The sequence below is a fragment of the Streptosporangium sp. LJ11 genome, assembly GCF_051918945.1.
Classification (GTDB): domain Bacteria; phylum Actinomycetota; class Actinomycetes; order Streptosporangiales; family Streptosporangiaceae; genus Streptosporangium.
This window is the reverse complement of record NZ_JBPXMB010000006.1, coordinates 78,705-94,280: the sequence shown is the minus strand read 5'-3', so window position 1 is coordinate 94,280 and position 15,576 is coordinate 78,705. Positions and strand designations below refer to the sequence as shown.

Here is a 15,576-nt window from a genome sequence, read left to right as displayed (position 1 = left end):
CGTCCCTACGGTCCCTGCCCACCGGAATCACGATCACGCGGTTCCCTGTCCGTCCGCCACCAGCGCAGCGACACCCAGAGCCCGGTTCCGACGCCGATCAGCGCGGCCAGGACGTACACCACGCCGATCGTCGTGTCCGAGGTGTAGCCGTTGCCGGCCACGAGGATGGCCATGAGCAGCGCGGCCAGCAGCCCCACGCCCGCTCCCCCGGCGAGACCGAGCAGGCCCACCTTCAGCGCGCGTGACAGGCCTCCCGCGCTGCGCGGCACCGGCGTCATGACGGTCATGAGGCGGCCCACGACGAGGGCGGGGTCGTCGTCGACCCCGCCGGCGACGAGCTGGACGGTCACCCCGCCCCGCTCGGGCTCGCTCAGGCAGATCCAGTGGCGTTCCTCGAGGAAGACGGTGGCGCCTCCCGCGCCGGGAACGGTCAGCCACAGGAACGGCGTGCCCTCGGGGAACGTCCTGACGCCGTGCCTGGCCGCCGGGGCGTGCACGTCGAGCGCCGCGCCGAGGGCTCGCAGCGCCACCTCCTGGTCGGATCTCCCCACGGCAGCCTCCCTTCCTCATCCCTTCGCGCCTTCGTGGCGCACGACGCGGCGGTCGCCTCCCGGCGGGGACCGCTCGGCGGGTCGAGGGGCATTCGGAGGATCGGGACCGTACGGCGGGATCGCGGACGCCGTACGGCGGATCCTGAGGACCGGGGCCCAAGGGCCCCGGCGAGCGGCCGGGCGGCCTCACACGGCGGACCTGTCGAGAGAACCGGCCCCGGCGAGGGACGGGGAGCAGATCTCGTCCAGCACGTCGCGGAGCCGGCCCCGGCAGTCCTGGTCGGCGAGCCTGCCGTCGGCGTCGAACTGATCCGGAGCCGGGGAGACGGCCAGTTCCGCGCCGCACACCACCGCCCCCGCCGCGCCGAGGGCCCTGCGCAGCTGGATCTGCGTCCACATCCCCTCGTGGGCGCGCGGGCAGGCGGTCACCACACCCACCGGCTTGCCCACCAGGACCGCGCCGCCGCGCGCGGACGAGATCCAGTCGAGCGCGTGTCCCAGCTGTGCCGGGAGCGCGCTGTGCGCCGGCGCGGTGATCAGCACACCGTCCGCGGCGGAGAGGCGGTGCCACAGGTCGGCGACCGGCCTCGGGAGCTCGCCGTCCTCGAAGGACGGCACCTGGTCCAGGCCCCGCCAGATCTCGAAGTCCACCGTCGCGGGCAGTTCCCGTGCCGCCGCCTCCAGGAGCCTCCAGACGTACGCCCCCGGGCGAAGGCTTCCCGCGATCCCAACGATCCTCATTCCCGGCCCCATCTCTGTCGCCATACCGCGACGTTACGAGTGAGGGAGGTCCCGCCTTCGGTCACGCGGTCGCGGCCGTCGGCGGGGGCGCTCCCCCGAACTCACCGACAAAAACCGCTACTCGACGCCACCGTGACGCGGAGAGAGTGGTCCGCTCGCGGTACCGGTCGAGCCGCCCCTCTCACGAACCCCGGAACGGCGATCACGCTTCCGCAGGCCAGCACCGTGACGGCGGTGCCGGCGAACCTCACGCTCCATCACACTCGGGGGCCTGCCCTCAGCGAGAGGTGACGAACATGATCAAGCGTATCGTTCGCGAAAAAAGCGGTTATTTCTCCGTCAAGCGCGGCGAGGACGCTGGAAGGGAGGCCTCGTCCCGCGCTACGGGGCCTGCGGCCAGGTGCGGGGAACCGCCCGGTCGGTGACCCGCTTGAGCTCGAAGAACGCCTCCTCGGTGGCGAGCACCTTGAACGCGTCCCAGAGCCGCCCGGCCCGCTCGCCGGTCGGGATCTCGCTGATGACGGGACCGAACTGCCCGGCGTGCCCGTTCACCGAGATGGTGGGGACACCGATCAGCGACGGGTTCCGCCTCCCTGCGGGCACCAGGGCGTGCGAGGCGTGGATCGCCTCGTCCCAGGTGCCGTCGGTCCTCGCGGCGAGCAGCCCGGCGGGCAACCCGGCGTCGGCGAGCGCGGCGGCGATCACCGGTTCCAGGGCCTCCATCGCGGCCCGCCAGCCCGCGAGACCGCCGTCCGGCGTCGTGTCGCGGGGCCGCTGGAACAGGCCGTCCTCGCCGTGGTAACGGGTGCCGAGCGTGGTGTAGAGGTCGCCGACGGCGGCGTCCCCGGCCTCCGCGCGCGCCGCCGCGAACACCCGCATGGTGCCCCGGCCGATCTCGACGATCTCACGGTACTCCTCGGACAGGTCCTGCTTCTCGTTGAGCACCGCCAGGCTCATCTCCCGCCAGTTGATCGTGATGGGGCGCACCTCGCGCACTTCCAGGATCCAGCGGGAGGTGATCCAGGCCCAGGGGCAACCGGGGTCGAACCAGAAGTCGACCAGATCCTCGCTCATGGGAGTCCTCTTTCCTCGGGGGTCCCCCAGGATGCGACCTCAACCACGCTCAAGGTCAAGCCCGGGCGGCCACCCGGCCGGGGCACGGTTCCCCCCGCCGGTTCAGGAGGCGATGTAGACCCAGGCGCGCACGCCGGAGGCGAGCGTCACCGACACCCGGCTGTAGTCGGCCACCTCGTAGCCGTCGGCGGCGGCCAGCTCCACGCCGGTGATCTCGAACACCGTCCCCTCGACCCCATCCGAGGGATCACCGGTGGCCCGCACGATCGGATGACGATCGGCGCCGCTGACCGCGACGACGTCCGGGTCGGTTATCGCCACCGTCGACAGCGTGTGGCCGGGCAGCAGATCCGGCCTGCCGTCCAGTTCCCGGCCGAAGGTGGACAGCTGCACGTCGCGCTGCCGCAGGGTCCCGTAGGAGAACAGGTACGTGCGCTCCTGTGCGACCTGGCCGTCCTCGGACAACGAACACCCCTCCCCGCGCGGACGTGGACTCCTTCACCGAAGTCTAGAACGCGCCGGTTCCCGGCCCCCCGGCAGGGAGACCGCCCTGGCGGCCGGCCCCGGCGAACCCCCGTCCTCACACGTACCGGCCCTGCGCGGGGGACGGCAGGCGGGCGCCGGAGGCGAGCGCCCCCACGAGGCGTGGCGCGAGGGCCGCGGCCTGGGCGCGGATCTCCGGGATCGCCGTCGTCTCGTACAGGCTTCCGCGCAGCATGGGGCCCAGCGTGAAGATCCGGTCGTCCGGGTCTCCCGCCGCGTCCAGGACCGCACCGCCGGGAGCGGCGTCCAGCCCGAGCCGCAGCGGGTCCGGCCGGACCACACCGTCGGCGACGAGGCCGGCGAGGAGGGGCTCGCGGCGTCCACGATCGGCGGCAGGGCGGCCTGGGCGCGGTTGCCCAGGGCCAGGACGACGGCCTCGGCGTCCACCTGGCCGCCGCCGGACAGGTGGACCCGCACCCCCCGGCCCCGGGTCAGGGCGCTCACCGTGCCCGTCACCTTGCGCACCACGCGGACGGGCCACTCCTCGGCACCGGCCAGCAGGTCGCGGAGGTAGCGCCCGTACGTCCGTCTCGGCAGGTAGTCGGAGGCGGAGACGTCCAGCCCGTCGTCGAGGGCCCAGCGCAGGAAGTGGCCGGGGTCGTCGTCCAGCCCGCTCATCTTGTTCGCGCAGGCGTTGAGGAGGTGGTGCGGATCGGTGGTCGAGTACGCCTGTCCCAGCGCGTGCCGCCCGTACCGGTCGATCAGCACGACCTCCAGCGGCATGGCCCGCGCCCTCGCCTCGCGGAGAAGGTGGACCGCCGCCAGCGTGCCGCTCGCGCCGCCGCCCACGACGGCGACCGATGAGGAACCTGACACGCGATCCAGCATAACCCACTATTCCTGTAGGGTATACCGGATAGTGGGAGCGTGAACCGTTCCATCCACGATCTTGACGTTCGCGAACGGGCCGCCGGCGAGGTGGGCCGAAGGTCCTGCGGACGACGCGGGGGCCCCGATCCGCGGTGACCGCGAACTCGTCCGGCGTCCTGCGCGCATCCGGTGATCCCGTTTCCCGGGGCGACGGCGGCGAACGCCGGGCGGGCGGGATCCCGCGCCTTACGGGCGTCGTGGCGGGCCCCTTTTCAACCGCCACGACGCCCGCCCCCCCTTCCGGCCCGGAGGCCGCGAGTGGCCGGAGGGACGCCTTCACGACCTATCCGGCCGCCCCCGCCGCGGTGAGGCGCAGGCGGCGAGGTCCCTCGTCGAGAGGTTCCGGCAACCTCAGCGCTCCGGCGCCGGGAGTGATCGCGCCGAGGAGGCGGGGGCCGGACGCGCCCGTGCAGCCGGGGACCGTCGCGGGCAGCCCGTGCGCCGCCAGCCAGCCGAGGAGCGAGAAGGCGATCGCCTCCTTGGCGTCGGCGGGGACGCCGAGCTCGTCGCTCGGCACGATGCGCGCGCCCCCGGCGCGCGCGGCCAGCATCGCCATCAGCACCGGATTGCGCACCCCTCCCCCGGAGACGACCACCGTCTCGAGGCGGTGGCGCCGGATCTCCGCCGCGGCGGTCTCCGCGGTGAGCGCGGCCAGCGTCGCCAGCAGGTCGGGCAGGTCCGGCCCGTACGGCGACGTCCTACCGTCCAGGTAGCCGGGGTGGAACAGCTCCTTGCCGGTGCTCTTCGGCGGCGGGGCCCGGTAGTACGGCTCGGCCAGGAGATCCGCCAGCAACCCCTCGTGCACCTCCCCCGAGGCGGCGAGGCGGCCGTCCTCGTCGTAGGGCGCGCCCGTGGCGGCCGACACCGCCGCGTCCATCAGCGCCGACGCCGGGCCGGTGTCGTAGGCCGTCCCGGTGTCCCGCACGGTCAGGTTCGCGATCCCGCCGAGGTTGAGCGCGCCGCTCGGCCCCGGCAGCCCTTCCAGGAGCAGCAGGTCGAAATAGGAGACCAGCGGCGCGCCCTGCCCTCCGGCGGCCACGTCCCTGGCCCGCAGGTCGGAGACCACCGGCACGCCGGTCCGCTCGGCGATCCAGGCGGGCTGGCCCAGCTGCAGCGTGCCGCGCACCCGGCCGTCCTCCACCCAGTGGAACATCGTCTGCCCGTGCGAGCAGATGAGATCCACCGGCCCGCACTCCTCGGCGGCGTCGGCGAACGCCTGGCCGACCAGGGTGTCGAGCCGGCACACCTCGGCCATGTCCGCCGGATTGGGCGGCAGCGCGCCGGCGATGCGCTCGCGCAGCCGTCCCTCGTACGGCCGCGTGCCGGCGTGCTCGACGACACCGGTGAGCAGGTCGCCGTCCGGGGACCAGTCCACGATCGCGCTGTCGATCCCGTCGTGGGACGTTCCCGACATCAACCCCAGCACGCGCATGCCTTCATCCCCTCACCATCCCCCGGGTCCCGCCGGGCCGTCACCGCGCGCGGCGGCCGATACTGGGCGGGCTCAGGCGGCCGGCCCGGTCGACGGCCACCACGTGGTAGTACGCGCCCGCAGCGCCTCCAGCGCCTCCAGCGTCTCCAGCGTCTCCAGCGCCTCCAGCGCCTCCAGCGCCCGCCGGGTCCGTCCAGCGCAGGTCGCGGGCGGCGGGGACGACCGCGATCAGGTTCCGGGCGTCGGCGAGGTCCCCTGGCCCGGCCGGCCGGTCGAGCCGGAAGACCGCGTACTGGAACGGGACGTGCCGGCCGGTGGCCAGGACGCGCAGCTCGACGCCACCGGGCACCCGGCGCGCCAGGAGGACGAGCGGGCGGCCCGGGGCCCGGCCCGAGGCGAGCCTGGGCAGCAGCGGGGACAGCGCGGGGCGGGTGTAGTGGCCGGTCACCACGGCGCTGATCGAGCCGATCCGGTCGTCGCGGACGTCGCCGGAGTTGTACCAGATGTCGCCGCCGACCTCGGGGTGGCCCTCGTTGAGGGTGAGGTGCCTGCTGAGTTCGTCGGGCCGCGACCACTCGGCGGGCTGGCCCGCCGCCCCGGCCTTGTAGGCCGCCTGGCCGATCCACAGCTGGGTGCCCGTGCCCGCCGCCACGTCGGACCACCAGGGGACAAGCTTGGCGTAGTCGGCGTTGGACTGGCCGATGTACCAGTACAGCTGCGGCGCGATGTAGTCGAGCCACCCCTTCTTGACCCAGCCGCGCGTGTCGGCGTGCAGGTTGTCGTAGGACTGGCCGCCGCTGGTCTCCGACCCCAGGGGGTCGGTGGCCCGGTTGCGCCAGATGCCCGAGGGACTGATGCCCCAGGCGACCTCGGGCTTGACCCGCCGCACCCGCCGCTGCATCTCCCGTACGAGGAGGTCGACGTTCTCGCGCCGCCAGGCCGCGAGATCGGGGAAGCCGGCGCCGTACCGGGCGTAGGCCTCGGCGTCGTCGAAGGCGGTGGTGTTGACCGGGTAGAAGTAGTCGTCGAAGTGCAGGCCATCGATGTCGTACCTGGTGACCGCGTCCATCATCGCGTCCTGCACGAACGCGCGGACCTCGGGCATGCCGGGGTTGTAGTAGAGCTTGCCGCCGTAGGGGACGATCCAGTCGGGGTGCCTGCGGCCGGGGTGGTCGGGGTGCAGCAGGGCCGGGTCGGCCTGCATCGACACCCGGTAGGGGTTGAACCACGCGTGGAAGGCGAGGCCCCGCCGGTGCGTCTCCGCCACCAGGAAGGCCAGCGGGTCGTAGCCGGGGTCACGTCCCTGCACGCCGGTCAGGTACTGCGACCAGGGCTCGTACCGGGAGGGCCAGAAGGCGTCGGCGGTCGGCCGGACCTGCACGAACACCGCGTTGAGCCCGCGGGCCCGCGCCAGGTCGAGCCAGCCCAGATACTCGGCCCTCTGCCGCTCGGCGCTCAGCCCGGTCCTCGACGGCCAGTTGATGTTGGCGACCGAGGCGATCCACATGCCGCGCATCTGGCGCAGCGGCGGCACCCGCCCGGCGCCGGCCCCGTACGAGATCCCGGAGGAGTCGGAGGAGGAGGCGGAGGCCGGGGCCCGGCCGGACAGGGGCACGGCGGTCGCCGCGACGGCGAGGGCGAGGCCGCGCAGGACGGCTCGCCGGCTGGATGGGCTCATGCGGACTCCAGGGGTGTTCGGCCCCGGGCGGCGGGCCGGGGACCGCGGTCCGGACGCCACCGGGCCGACGCGAGGGCGGGCACCGGGGCGGGCACGAAGGCGAACATGAGGACGGACGCGAAGCGGGCACGACGGCGGACGTGCGGATGAACGCGGAAATGATCGCGAGGCCGGCACGGGATCACAAGGTCACAAGGTCACGGGTTCTCGATCGCGAGGATGACAGAAAGCTACTTCGAAGGCAATGATAATGAAGAAAATTGTCATTGATGTGTAATCTGCCTTGAGACACCTCCTCCCGCCGACCTGTCAGAAGACGCCTGCCTCGATCGAGAAGGTGACCGCATGCCCCATCGCAGCCCCGACCTGGCCCGGCTGGCCATGACCGTCCTCCAGCCGGGTTTCGACGGCACCGAGCCGCCCGGATGGCTGCTCCGCGCGCTCGGCGACGAGGGCCTCGGCGGGACCGTGCTGTTCGCCCGCAACCTCGACGGCCTCGGCCACACCGCCGACCTGGTCGCCCGGCTGCGCGCGGAGAACCCCGCCGCGGTGATCGCGGTGGACGAGGAGGGCGGATCCGTCACCCGCCTGCAGGCCGCGCGGGGCAGCTCGTGGCCGGGCAACCGGGCACTGGGCGTGGCCGACGACGTCGAGGCGACCCGGCTGGTCGCCCAGGAGATCGGCCGCCTCCTGGCCTCGGCCGACATCACCCTCGACTACGCCCCGGTGGCGGACGTCAACGCCAACCCGGTCAACCCGGTGATCGGCGTCCGCTCCTTCGGCGCCGATCCCGAACTGGTCTCCCGGCACACCGCCGCCTGGATCTCCGGGCTCCAGGGGGCCGGGGTGGCCGCCTGCGCCAAGCACTTCCCCGGCCACGGCGACACCCACACCGATTCCCACCACGCCCTGCCGACCCTGCACGCCTCCTCGCGGCTCCTCGCCGAGCGTGACCTGCCGCCCTTCCGCACGGCGGTGGCCGCCGGGGTACGGGCCGTCATGTGCGGGCACCTGCTGATCCCGGCCCTCGACCCGGAGAACCCCGCGACGCTGAGCCGGCGGATCACGACCGGGCTGCTCCGCGAGGAGATGGGGTTCACCGGGATGATCGTCACCGACGCCATCGAGATGCGCGCCGTCGCGGCCCTCCACCCGCCGGGGGAGATCGCGGTCCGCGCCCTGGCGGCCGGGGCCGACGCGATCTGCGCGGGCATCTCCTCCCCCGGGGGCGAGAACGTCCACGAGCTGCGCGACGCCATCGTGGCCGCCGTACGGGAGGGCAGGCTGGCCGAGGACCGGCTGGCCGAGGCCGCCTCCCGCGTGCTCGCCCTGTCCGGCTGGTACGCCGCGAGCGCCGCCGCGGAGGCGCGGGCGGCGGGGGTCGCCGCCCGGGGCGCGGGGGACGAGGGCGAGGAGCTCGGCCTGCGCACCGCACGGGCGGCCATCCGCGTGACCGCCACGAACGCCCCGGCCGTGCTCTCCGGGCCGCCGCTGGTCGTCGACATCGCCCCCCGGCTGAGCGAGGCGGTCGAGCCGGGCATGCTCACCGGTCTCATCGGCGCCCTCACCGAGGTGCTGCCGGGCACCGTCGGCCACGTCGTCACCGTGGAGGCGCCCGAGCTGCCCGACCTGGGCGACGGAAGCCGCCCGCTGGTGATGGTGGTGCACGACGCCAGGCGCCACCCGTGGGTCGGCGAGCTGCTGGCGCGGGCCGTCGCGCTGCGCCCCGACACCGTGGTGGTCGAGACCGGGATGCCCGGCGAACCCTCGGGGGCCGTGTACGTCACCACGAACGGCATCTCCCGGGCTTCGGCCCGCGCCGTGGCCCGTTGGTTGACCGGCGACCAATAGGCTGATTTATGACATGAAAGGCGCTTAATGAACGTCCTCGACGGCCCCACCCCCGTGAACCTGGTGGCCACGGTGAGGGCCGTCCTCCCCTCCCTCACCCCCGCGGCCCAGTCCATCGCCCGTCTCATCCTCGACGACCCCGCGGTGGTGGCCCGCAGCACCATCACCGAGTTCAGCGCGGCCTCCGGTACCAGCGAGGCCACGATCGTGCGCACCGCCAGGGCCCTGGGCTTCGCCGGATACTCCCAGCTGCGCTTCGCCCTGGCCGCGGCGGTGGCCAGGAACGAGCCCGAACGGCTGGTCCCCGGCGACCTCGGCCCCGACGACCCGCTGACCGACGTGATCGCGAAGGTGGCCAGGGCCGAGTCGGAGGCGCTGGCCGACACCGCGGCGCAGCTCAACCCCGACCGGCTGGGCATGGTGGTGGAGGCGGTGGCCGGGGCGCGCAAGGTCGACGTCTACGGGGTCGGCGCCTCCGGGCTGGTGGCGGCCGACATGGTGCAGAAGCTGATGCGGATCGGCCTGCCCGGCCACGCCTACACCGACGCGCACCTCGCGCTGACCAGCGCGGCGCTGGTACGCGACGACGACGTCGCGGTGGCGGTGAGCTGCACCGGCGAGACCCCCGACGTGCTGGCGCCGATGCGCGTCGCGCGGCGGGCGGGCGCGACCACGGTGGCCATCACCAACAACCCTCGCTCCTCCCTGGCCGGGCTCGCCGACCACGTCCTGGTCTCGGCGGGCAGGGAGACCGCCTTCCGCCCGGGGGCGCTGGCCAGCCGGATCAGCCAGCTCCTGATCGTCGACTGCATCTTCGTCGGCGTCGCCCAGCGCACCTTCGACACCTCGGACGCGGCGCTGCGGGCCACCAGGGACGCCATCGACGGCTTCAGGACCGACTACCCCCGCCGGAGCAGGCCCTCCTAAGGCCTGTCTGACAATTCAAAATGGCGGAGCCAGAGCATGACGGATGCCAGGGTGACGCCTGCGAGGTAGCGGCTGGCGAGCTTGTCGAAGCGGGTGGCGATGGCTCGCCACTGCTTGAGCTTGGCGAAGCACCGCTCGATCAGGTTGCGCTCTTTGTAGGTGATCGCGTCGAAGGCGAAAGGGCTGAGTCCGCCACGGGAGCGCCCGAGGGCTTGTCGTCTTTGGGAGGCTTTCGCATCAATCGTCTCACCGCTGTCCCCCTTTTTTGGGCTCCGGCGGCGTGCTGGTGCGCGCGGGCGATGGTCGAGTCGATGCTGACGGTCAACTCGACCGTCCCGAGAGAGTCGTCTTTGACCTGTAGATCTTCCAGAATCCTGGCCCAGGTGCCGTCTCGGTCCCGGCGTTTGAACCGCTCATAGCAGGTCTGCCAGGGACCGTAGTGCTCGGGGATGTCGCGCCAGGGCGATCCGGTCCGCAACCGCCGCAAGATCCCGTTGGTGACCTCGCGGTGATCACGCCAGGGCCGTCCCCTGCCGTCCGTCGCGGGCAGCAGGGGCTCGATCCGTTGCCAAGCCTTGTCGGTCAGCTCGCCTCGTCGCACCACGAGCGATTATCTAACCGCCTCCACCGTGATCATTTGTCAGGCAGGCCTTAGTTGCGTCACCACTGTCGGGTTGATCAGTTCGTCCATGGTGCCCATGGCTGGTCTCCTGTTCATGGCCGGGGCAGCCCTCAGGCCGCCCCGGCCGGTGATGAGTCAGACGGGGTCGATCGCGAGGTCGGTGACCTGGTCGTCCTTGATGCCGAACACGAACGCGAAGGACAGAGGCCCGCCGGGGAACTCACCGTCCCCGGAGGCCACCAGACGGTCGCCCGCGAACGAGGTCGGCGTGATCACGATCTTGGGGTTGATCAGGTGCCCCTGGATCCACTCGCGGATCTCGGCCTCGCCGGTGTAGGTCGTCCCGTCATCGCGCACGGTGGCCCCGTCGCCGAAGACCGCGGCCAGCGCGTTCGCGTCGTGCGCGTTGGTGGCCGCGATGAAGTTCTCGACAGCCTTGGGAAGGGTGATGTCGTCCATTTCTGCTCTCCGGTCTTCTCGGGTGCCAGGACGCGGGCGCGTCCTGGTACGTCCCTGCAGCACCTCGGCAGCACGATGACGATGCGGGCGGCGACCCGCCACAGGCCGTGCAGCGCGGTGACCAGCTCGAGGTGCCGAGCAGGGGTCAAGTCGGCATAGACATGCGCGGGGCGCATACTGATGAAGGCTTCGTCGGGTCGGTTGTGTGTGGTAACTCAATCCACCCCGACGAGGCTCCTCACGTTCTGGCAACAGGCTTAGAAGTCCGCACCGCGCGAGAGCTTTTCGTTCGCGCGCAGCTCCGCGAGTGCGTTCTCGTGCATCGCGACAACGACGTCGTAGCCAGAGTTGCCGAGTACGATCCGTTGCGGCGGAACGGGTGCGTTCATCGCGCTGATCACGGCCTGCACTCCGCGTTCAGGGTCACCCTCTTGCTTGCCGTTATGTTCCACGAACGCCGCCTTGACGCCCTCGACCAGCGGCACGTAGGCGTCGACGGTCTCGTTGACGGGCTCGTTCTGGAAGCCGGCGAAAGCCTTGGTGCGGAACGCTCCCGGCTCTACGACGAGCACGCGCACACCGAACGGCTCAACTTCATGGCGCAGTGTCTCCGACAGTCCTTCGAGCGCGAACTTCGCCGCCGAGTAGTAGCCGAACCCCTGTGCGCCGACGAGGCCTGCCACCGACGACATGTTCACGATCCAGCCGTCGCCGCGTGCCCGCATACCAGGCAGGACCGCGCGTATCACCTCGACCACGGCGAACAGGTTGAGGTCGAACGTGCGGCGGATCGTCTCGTCGGGGGCCCCCTCGACCGAGCCGAACCAGCCACGGCCCGCGTTGTTGACGAGCACGTCGATCCCGCCGAACCGCTCCTCTGCCGTCTTGACCGCCGCGCGCACCTGCTCGGCATCGGTGACATCGAGCTGGAGAACCAGCACACGGTCGCCGTGCGGTTCAGCCCATTCCTGCAGTTCAGAGGGCCGACGTGCTGTCACCACCACCTGATCGCCCTGTTTCAGTGCGGCCTCGGCATAGACCAGGCCGAACCCTCCGGGTGTCCCGCCAGTGATGAACCAAGTCCTCATGGACTTCTCCTTTCGCTATAGCGGGCAATGTAGCGCTATATAGGCTACTGTAGCAAGCATGCAGAACGCACGGGATCGACTCCTGCTCGTCGCGGCGGAGTTGCTGGAGGGCGGCGGCACGGTGTCCACGAGGGCGGTGTGCGAACGCGCCGGGGTGCAGGCCCCGACGCTGTACCACCACTTCGGCAGCAAGCAGGGCCTGATCGACGCCGTGGTGAACCACGGCTTCACCCAGTACACGGCGGTCGAGAGCTCTGGCGAACCGCTGGACGACCTGCGCGAGGGCTGGGACAGGCATGTGCGGTTCGGGCTGGAGCACCCGTCGTTCTACGGGCTGCTTTACGGCCGCGCCGAGCCGGGAAAGCCCTGCGCCGTCACCGCTCCCGCGCACGCCGCGTTGCGCGAGAGGTTGACCGCCGCCGCCGCCCAGGGCCTGCTCAAGGTGCCGGCGGACGACGCCGCCGAACAGGTGCTCGCCGCCAACGTCGGTATCACGCTCACCTTGATCAGCCAGCCGGAGCCGGACTTCGGGCTGTCCGGACGCGTCCGCGAGGCCGCGCTGGCCGGAGTCCTGCACACGCCCTCCGCCGACGCCCCCGCGACCCGTGCGAGCGCCGCACTGACGTTGCGTGCGCTGGTCGGCAACGACCCGGGCGACCTCACCCCTGGCGAACGCGCGCTGCTCGGCGAGCTGCTGGACCGCCTGGCCCGCTAGAGCACGCGGTGTTCCTCAGAGGGGCCGCACGACCTCGTCGCTCTGGACGCGCGGCCCCGCCCGGATGTGCCGCTGCGCTACTTGGTTTGAATTGTCAGACAGGCCCTAGCCCGCCCGGCTCCGCGCGGGGCGTCCGGACGCCCCGTTCACAGGCAGCCGTAGAGCGCTTCCAGGATCGGCGGCCAGCGAGGGTCGGGGCCGGCGGGGGCGATGATCGTACGGCTCGGCGTGTAGCCGAACCCGACGCCGGCCACCGGGTCGGCGAAGGCGAGCGAGCCGCCCGACCCGCTGTGCCCGAACGCCTCCGCCCGGGGCGCGAAGGGGCGCACCTCGTTGGGGAGCATGTATCCCAGGCCGAAGCGGGTCCGGCCGCGCAGGACCTCGTCGAACCCGTCGCTGTGCGCCGTCGTGGCGCGCGCCAGCAGCTCGGGGTCGAGGAGGTCGCCCGACAGGAGCCTGCCGTACAGGGTCGCCAGGGCTCTGGCGGAGGCGTGGCCGTTGGCGGCGGGGATCTGGGCGGCACGCCAGCGCCCGGTGTTCGGCAGGCCGGGCACGAGCTGGTCGGCCGGGTTGAGGAACGCCTTGGCGGTGACCGACGCGGGGTCCGCCATCGCCTCGGCCAGCGGGGAACCCGCGGGCATGGGCGGGCTTTCCGGCGGGAGCACGAACGCCGCCCGGTGCGCGTCCTTACCGGGAAGGCCGATCGAGAGGTCGGGGACGCCGAGCTCTCCGGAGACCAGGTCCCGGATCTCCCTGCCGGTGACCCTGCGGAGCAGTTCGCCGACCAGCCAGCCGAACGTGACCGCGTGGTACCCGTGCCGCTCCCCCGGTGTCCACCACGGTTCCTCGGCGGCCAGCGCGCCCGCCATGGCGTCCCAGTCGTAGAGGCTTCCCGGTGGCAGCGGGGAGCGGACCGCGGGCAGCCCCGCGCGGTGGGAGAGCAGCTGGGCGACGGTCGCCTCCGAGGCAAACTCGGGCCAGTAGCGGGCCACGGGCGCGTCGAGGTCGACGAGCCCGCGCTGCGCGCACAGCAGGGCCACGGTCGCCACGACGCCCTTGGAGACCGAGAAGACGTTGACGACCGTGTCGCGACGCCACGAACGGCTCCCGCCCTCGTCGGCCGTGCCGGACCAGACGTCCACGACGGGACGGCCGCCCACGGTGACGGCCAGGGCGGCGCCTCCGGGACCGAGTCCCTCCCTGAGCGCCTCGACGACCGGGGTGAACGCGGGATCGCAGAGCATGGTCTCCTCCTCCGATTACTAAACCATAGTTGCGCAATCATGGTTGAGTATTGGATGGTGACCACGTGACGTCAAGCCCGGTCGATCCCGGCGCAGCCGGAGACCTCTCCCTGCTCTTCACCGCCCTGGCCGCCGCCTGCGACGCCGAGGTGCGCGGGCGCATGGCCGCGGCGGGTCACACCCAGGTGCGCACCGTGCACGGCTACGTCTTCCAGCACCTGCTCGGCGGCCCGGTCCGCGTCAGCGACCTGGCGGGACTGCTCGGCATGACACCGCAGGGCGCGTCCAAGGTCGTGGCGGACATGGAGCGGATCGGCTACCTCACCCGCAGGGCCGATCCGGAGGATCAGCGGGCGCGCGTCGTCGAGCTGACCGGGCACGGCAGGGACGCCGTCGAGGCAGGCCGTACGGCACGCGCCGCCGTCACCGCCGAGCTCCGCGCGGTCCTGGGCGAGACGGCGGCGGGGGATCTGGTGTCGTCCCTCGATCGGCTGGCCGACCACACGGGCGCCATGCGCGAGCTCCTCGCCCGCCGCCTCCGGCCCCGCTACACGTGAGCCCCCGGTGAGCCCCCTGAAGCCCCCGCGCTCCGTCGCGCGGGCTCAGGACAGGCGCAGGGCCTCGGCGGCGACCGCGTGGCGCAGGTCGCGGATGCCCGCGCGGCCGCGCAGGGGGTGGACGTTGTTGGTCAGCAGGACGACGGTGAGGGCGCGCCCGGGATCGACGACGAGCGAGGTGCCGGTGAAGCCGGAGTGGCCGTAGGCGTCGGCCAGCGGGCCGACGATCGCGGGGTCGCCGATCCGCACGCCCAGGCCGTGGCGGAAGTCCGCGCCCCGCACGCCGTGGTCGCGGGTGATCTCCGCGACCGCGCCGGGACCCAGCACCGGCGCTCCCCCGGTGCGCAGCGCCTCGGCGAAACGTACGAGGTCGTCGGCGGTGGAGAAGATCCCGGCGTGCCCGGCGACCCCGCCCAGGCCGTGCGCGGTCTCGTCGTGGACCTCGCCGCGCACGCATCCGGGGCCCGGGCGCTCGGGCTTGTGCTCGGTGGCGACGATCCGGGGCAGCAGGGACGCGGCGGGGCGGTAGCCGGTGTCGGGCAGGCCCAGCGGATCGATGACCCGGACGCGGGCGAGTTCGTCCAGGGAGGCCCGGCCGGCGATCTCCGCCACCCGGCCCGCCGTGATCAGCCCGACGTCGGAGTACAGGTAGCGCTCGCCCGCGGGACCGATCGGCGCTGTCGAGAGGATCCGCTCCATGCGCGTGGCGTGGATCTCCGGGCCGTCGCCGGGGATCTCCTCATGGGCCCTGCGTCCCGGCGGCAGGCCCGCGGTGTGGGTGAGCAGGTGCCGCAGGGTGACCTCGGGGGCGCCGCCGTAGCGGCCGGGCAGCCAGGCGGCGACGGGCTCGTCCAGGCCGAGAAGGCCGTCCTCGGCCAGCGACAGGATGACGGCCGTGGTGAAGAGCTTGGTGATCGAGGCGAGGTCGAAGATCGAGTCACGGAGGGCGTGCGGCCGGTCCGCGGCGAGTTCCTCGGAGGCCGACGCGTAGCGCACGGCCTCCCCGGCAGCGGCGGCGGCCACCGTGACCCCGCCCACGGCGATCGCGGCCACCGCCGCCGAGCAGACGCGCGGCACCGCCGCCCCGAGGATCCCGGCGAGCCGGGCACCTTCCGCGAAATCGGTCACCGCTCCCGCTCCATCCCCCGGTCCCGGCTCGGATTCCCGCCCCCAATCCCGGTTTCGCGACCCTGGTCCCGCTCCCGGTTCCGCGGCCGGCGCCGG

General features: G+C 72.7%; 15 protein-coding genes and 1 pseudogene. 4 read left to right on the top strand and 12 right to left on the bottom strand.

Going from position 1 to position 15,576, the window contains the following annotated elements; all coding sequences use genetic code 11:
- Nucleotides 1–5 precede the first annotated feature (5 nt).
- The 7 genes from ACTOQ3_RS11075 to ACTOQ3_RS11045 form a co-directional block, all read right to left on the bottom strand.
- Nucleotides 6–551, bottom strand: coding sequence for a hypothetical protein (locus tag ACTOQ3_RS11075; RefSeq protein WP_440083260.1), 546 nt, complete (start codon nt 549–551; stop codon nt 6–8).
- 186 nt (nt 552–737) lie between these two features.
- Complete coding sequence (locus ACTOQ3_RS11070) at nt 738–1,316, bottom strand: NADPH-dependent FMN reductase (RefSeq protein WP_440083259.1); 579 nt, start codon at nt 1,314–1,316, stop codon at nt 738–740.
- Between the two features lie 357 nt (nt 1,317–1,673).
- Nucleotides 1,674–2,366 (bottom strand): DsbA family protein, encoded by a 693-nt coding sequence (locus ACTOQ3_RS11065; RefSeq protein WP_440083258.1) that lies wholly within the window; start codon nt 2,364–2,366, stop codon nt 1,674–1,676.
- A 102-nt stretch (nt 2,367–2,468) separates the two neighbouring features.
- The gene (locus ACTOQ3_RS11060; protein WP_440083257.1) at nt 2,469–2,831 is read right to left on the bottom strand and encodes a gamma-glutamylcyclotransferase family protein; all 363 of its coding nucleotides are present in this window, start codon (nt 2,829–2,831) and stop codon (nt 2,469–2,471) included.
- Between the two features lie 33 nt (nt 2,832–2,864).
- The gene (locus ACTOQ3_RS11055; RefSeq protein ID WP_440083256.1) at nt 2,865–3,725 is read right to left on the bottom strand and encodes an FAD/NAD(P)-binding protein; all 861 of its coding nucleotides are present in this window, start codon (nt 3,723–3,725) and stop codon (nt 2,865–2,867) included.
- A gap of 337 nt (nt 3,726–4,062) precedes the next feature.
- Nucleotides 4,063–5,211, bottom strand: a complete 1,149-nt coding sequence (locus tag ACTOQ3_RS11050; RefSeq protein ID WP_440083255.1) for an anhydro-N-acetylmuramic acid kinase — start codon at nt 5,209–5,211, stop codon at nt 4,063–4,065.
- Nucleotides 5,212–5,251: 40 nt separating this feature from the next.
- Nucleotides 5,252–6,889, bottom strand: coding sequence for a glycoside hydrolase family 10 protein (locus tag ACTOQ3_RS11045; RefSeq protein WP_440083254.1), 1,638 nt, complete (start codon nt 6,887–6,889; stop codon nt 5,252–5,254).
- A gap of 345 nt (nt 6,890–7,234) precedes the next feature.
- Here ACTOQ3_RS11045 and ACTOQ3_RS11040 point away from each other — a divergent pair, with 345 nt between their 5' ends.
- Together ACTOQ3_RS11040 and ACTOQ3_RS11035 are read left to right on the top strand one after the other, a co-directional pair.
- The gene (locus ACTOQ3_RS11040; RefSeq protein WP_440083253.1) at nt 7,235–8,740 is read left to right on the top strand and encodes a glycoside hydrolase family 3 protein; all 1,506 of its coding nucleotides are present in this window, start codon (nt 7,235–7,237) and stop codon (nt 8,738–8,740) included.
- A 27-nt stretch (nt 8,741–8,767) separates the two neighbouring features.
- Nucleotides 8,768–9,667: a MurR/RpiR family transcriptional regulator gene (locus ACTOQ3_RS11035; protein ID WP_440083252.1), complete on the top strand. Its 900-nt coding sequence runs from the start codon at nt 8,768–8,770 to the stop codon at nt 9,665–9,667.
- Here ACTOQ3_RS11035 and ACTOQ3_RS11030 read toward each other — a convergent pair.
- The 3 genes and pseudogenes from ACTOQ3_RS11030 to ACTOQ3_RS11020 form a co-directional block, all read right to left on the bottom strand.
- Nucleotides 9,664–10,271: pseudogene (locus ACTOQ3_RS11030) on the bottom strand (IS5 family transposase). The gene ACTOQ3_RS11035 and the pseudogene ACTOQ3_RS11030 overlap by 4 nt on opposite strands.
- A gap of 153 nt (nt 10,272–10,424) precedes the next feature.
- A complete protein-coding gene (locus ACTOQ3_RS11025) occupies nt 10,425–10,748 on the bottom strand; it encodes a nuclear transport factor 2 family protein (protein WP_440083251.1) in 324 nt (107 codons plus the stop codon).
- A gap of 257 nt (nt 10,749–11,005) precedes the next feature.
- Entirely contained in the window at nt 11,006–11,836 is an 831-nt protein-coding gene (locus ACTOQ3_RS11020; protein ID WP_440083250.1) for an SDR family NAD(P)-dependent oxidoreductase, read from the bottom strand.
- A gap of 58 nt (nt 11,837–11,894) precedes the next feature.
- On the opposite strand from ACTOQ3_RS11020, the gene ACTOQ3_RS11015 reads away from it, so the two are divergent.
- Nucleotides 11,895–12,551, top strand: a complete 657-nt coding sequence (locus ACTOQ3_RS11015) for a TetR/AcrR family transcriptional regulator (RefSeq protein WP_440083249.1) — start codon at nt 11,895–11,897, stop codon at nt 12,549–12,551.
- A gap of 146 nt (nt 12,552–12,697) precedes the next feature.
- On the opposite strand, the gene ACTOQ3_RS11010 is transcribed toward ACTOQ3_RS11015, so the two are convergent.
- Nucleotides 12,698–13,795 (bottom strand): serine hydrolase domain-containing protein, encoded by a 1,098-nt coding sequence (locus ACTOQ3_RS11010; protein WP_440083248.1) that lies wholly within the window; start codon nt 13,793–13,795, stop codon nt 12,698–12,700.
- A 65-nt stretch (nt 13,796–13,860) separates the two neighbouring features.
- Between ACTOQ3_RS11010 and ACTOQ3_RS11005 the strand changes: the two genes are divergently transcribed.
- Nucleotides 13,861–14,352: a MarR family winged helix-turn-helix transcriptional regulator gene (locus ACTOQ3_RS11005; protein ID WP_440083247.1), complete on the top strand. Its 492-nt coding sequence runs from the start codon at nt 13,861–13,863 to the stop codon at nt 14,350–14,352.
- Nucleotides 14,353–14,397: 45 nt separating this feature from the next.
- Here ACTOQ3_RS11005 and ACTOQ3_RS11000 read toward each other — a convergent pair whose 3' ends face one another.
- Entirely contained in the window at nt 14,398–15,480 is a 1,083-nt protein-coding gene (locus tag ACTOQ3_RS11000) for a serine hydrolase domain-containing protein (protein WP_440083246.1), read from the bottom strand.
- Nucleotides 15,481–15,576 lie beyond the last annotated feature (96 nt).

What these genes read in the sequence shown, in the direction of transcription:
- ACTOQ3_RS11045 (WP_440083254.1), bottom strand. Translation starts at nt 6,889, where the DNA reads ATGAGCCCATCCAGCCGGCGAGCCGTCCTGCGCGGCCTCGCCCTCGCC.
- ACTOQ3_RS11010 (WP_440083248.1), bottom strand. Translation starts at nt 13,795, where the DNA reads ATGCTCTGCGATCCCGCGTTCACCCCGGTCGTCGAGGCGCTCAGGGAG.
- ACTOQ3_RS11015 (WP_440083249.1), top strand. Translation starts at nt 11,895, where the DNA reads ATGCAGAACGCACGGGATCGACTCCTGCTCGTCGCGGCGGAGTTGCTG.
- ACTOQ3_RS11025 (WP_440083251.1), bottom strand. Translation starts at nt 10,748, where the DNA reads ATGGACGACATCACCCTTCCCAAGGCTGTCGAGAACTTCATCGCGGCC.
- ACTOQ3_RS11050 (WP_440083255.1), bottom strand. Translation starts at nt 5,211, where the DNA reads ATGCGCGTGCTGGGGTTGATGTCGGGAACGTCCCACGACGGGATCGAC.
- ACTOQ3_RS11020 (WP_440083250.1), bottom strand. Translation starts at nt 11,836, where the DNA reads ATGAGGACTTGGTTCATCACTGGCGGGACACCCGGAGGGTTCGGCCTG.
- ACTOQ3_RS11035 (WP_440083252.1), top strand. Translation starts at nt 8,768, where the DNA reads ATGAACGTCCTCGACGGCCCCACCCCCGTGAACCTGGTGGCCACGGTG.
- ACTOQ3_RS11040 (WP_440083253.1), top strand. Translation starts at nt 7,235, where the DNA reads ATGCCCCATCGCAGCCCCGACCTGGCCCGGCTGGCCATGACCGTCCTC.
- ACTOQ3_RS11070 (WP_440083259.1), bottom strand. Translation starts at nt 1,316, where the DNA reads ATGGCGACAGAGATGGGGCCGGGAATGAGGATCGTTGGGATCGCGGGA.
- ACTOQ3_RS11065 (WP_440083258.1), bottom strand. Translation starts at nt 2,366, where the DNA reads ATGAGCGAGGATCTGGTCGACTTCTGGTTCGACCCCGGTTGCCCCTGG.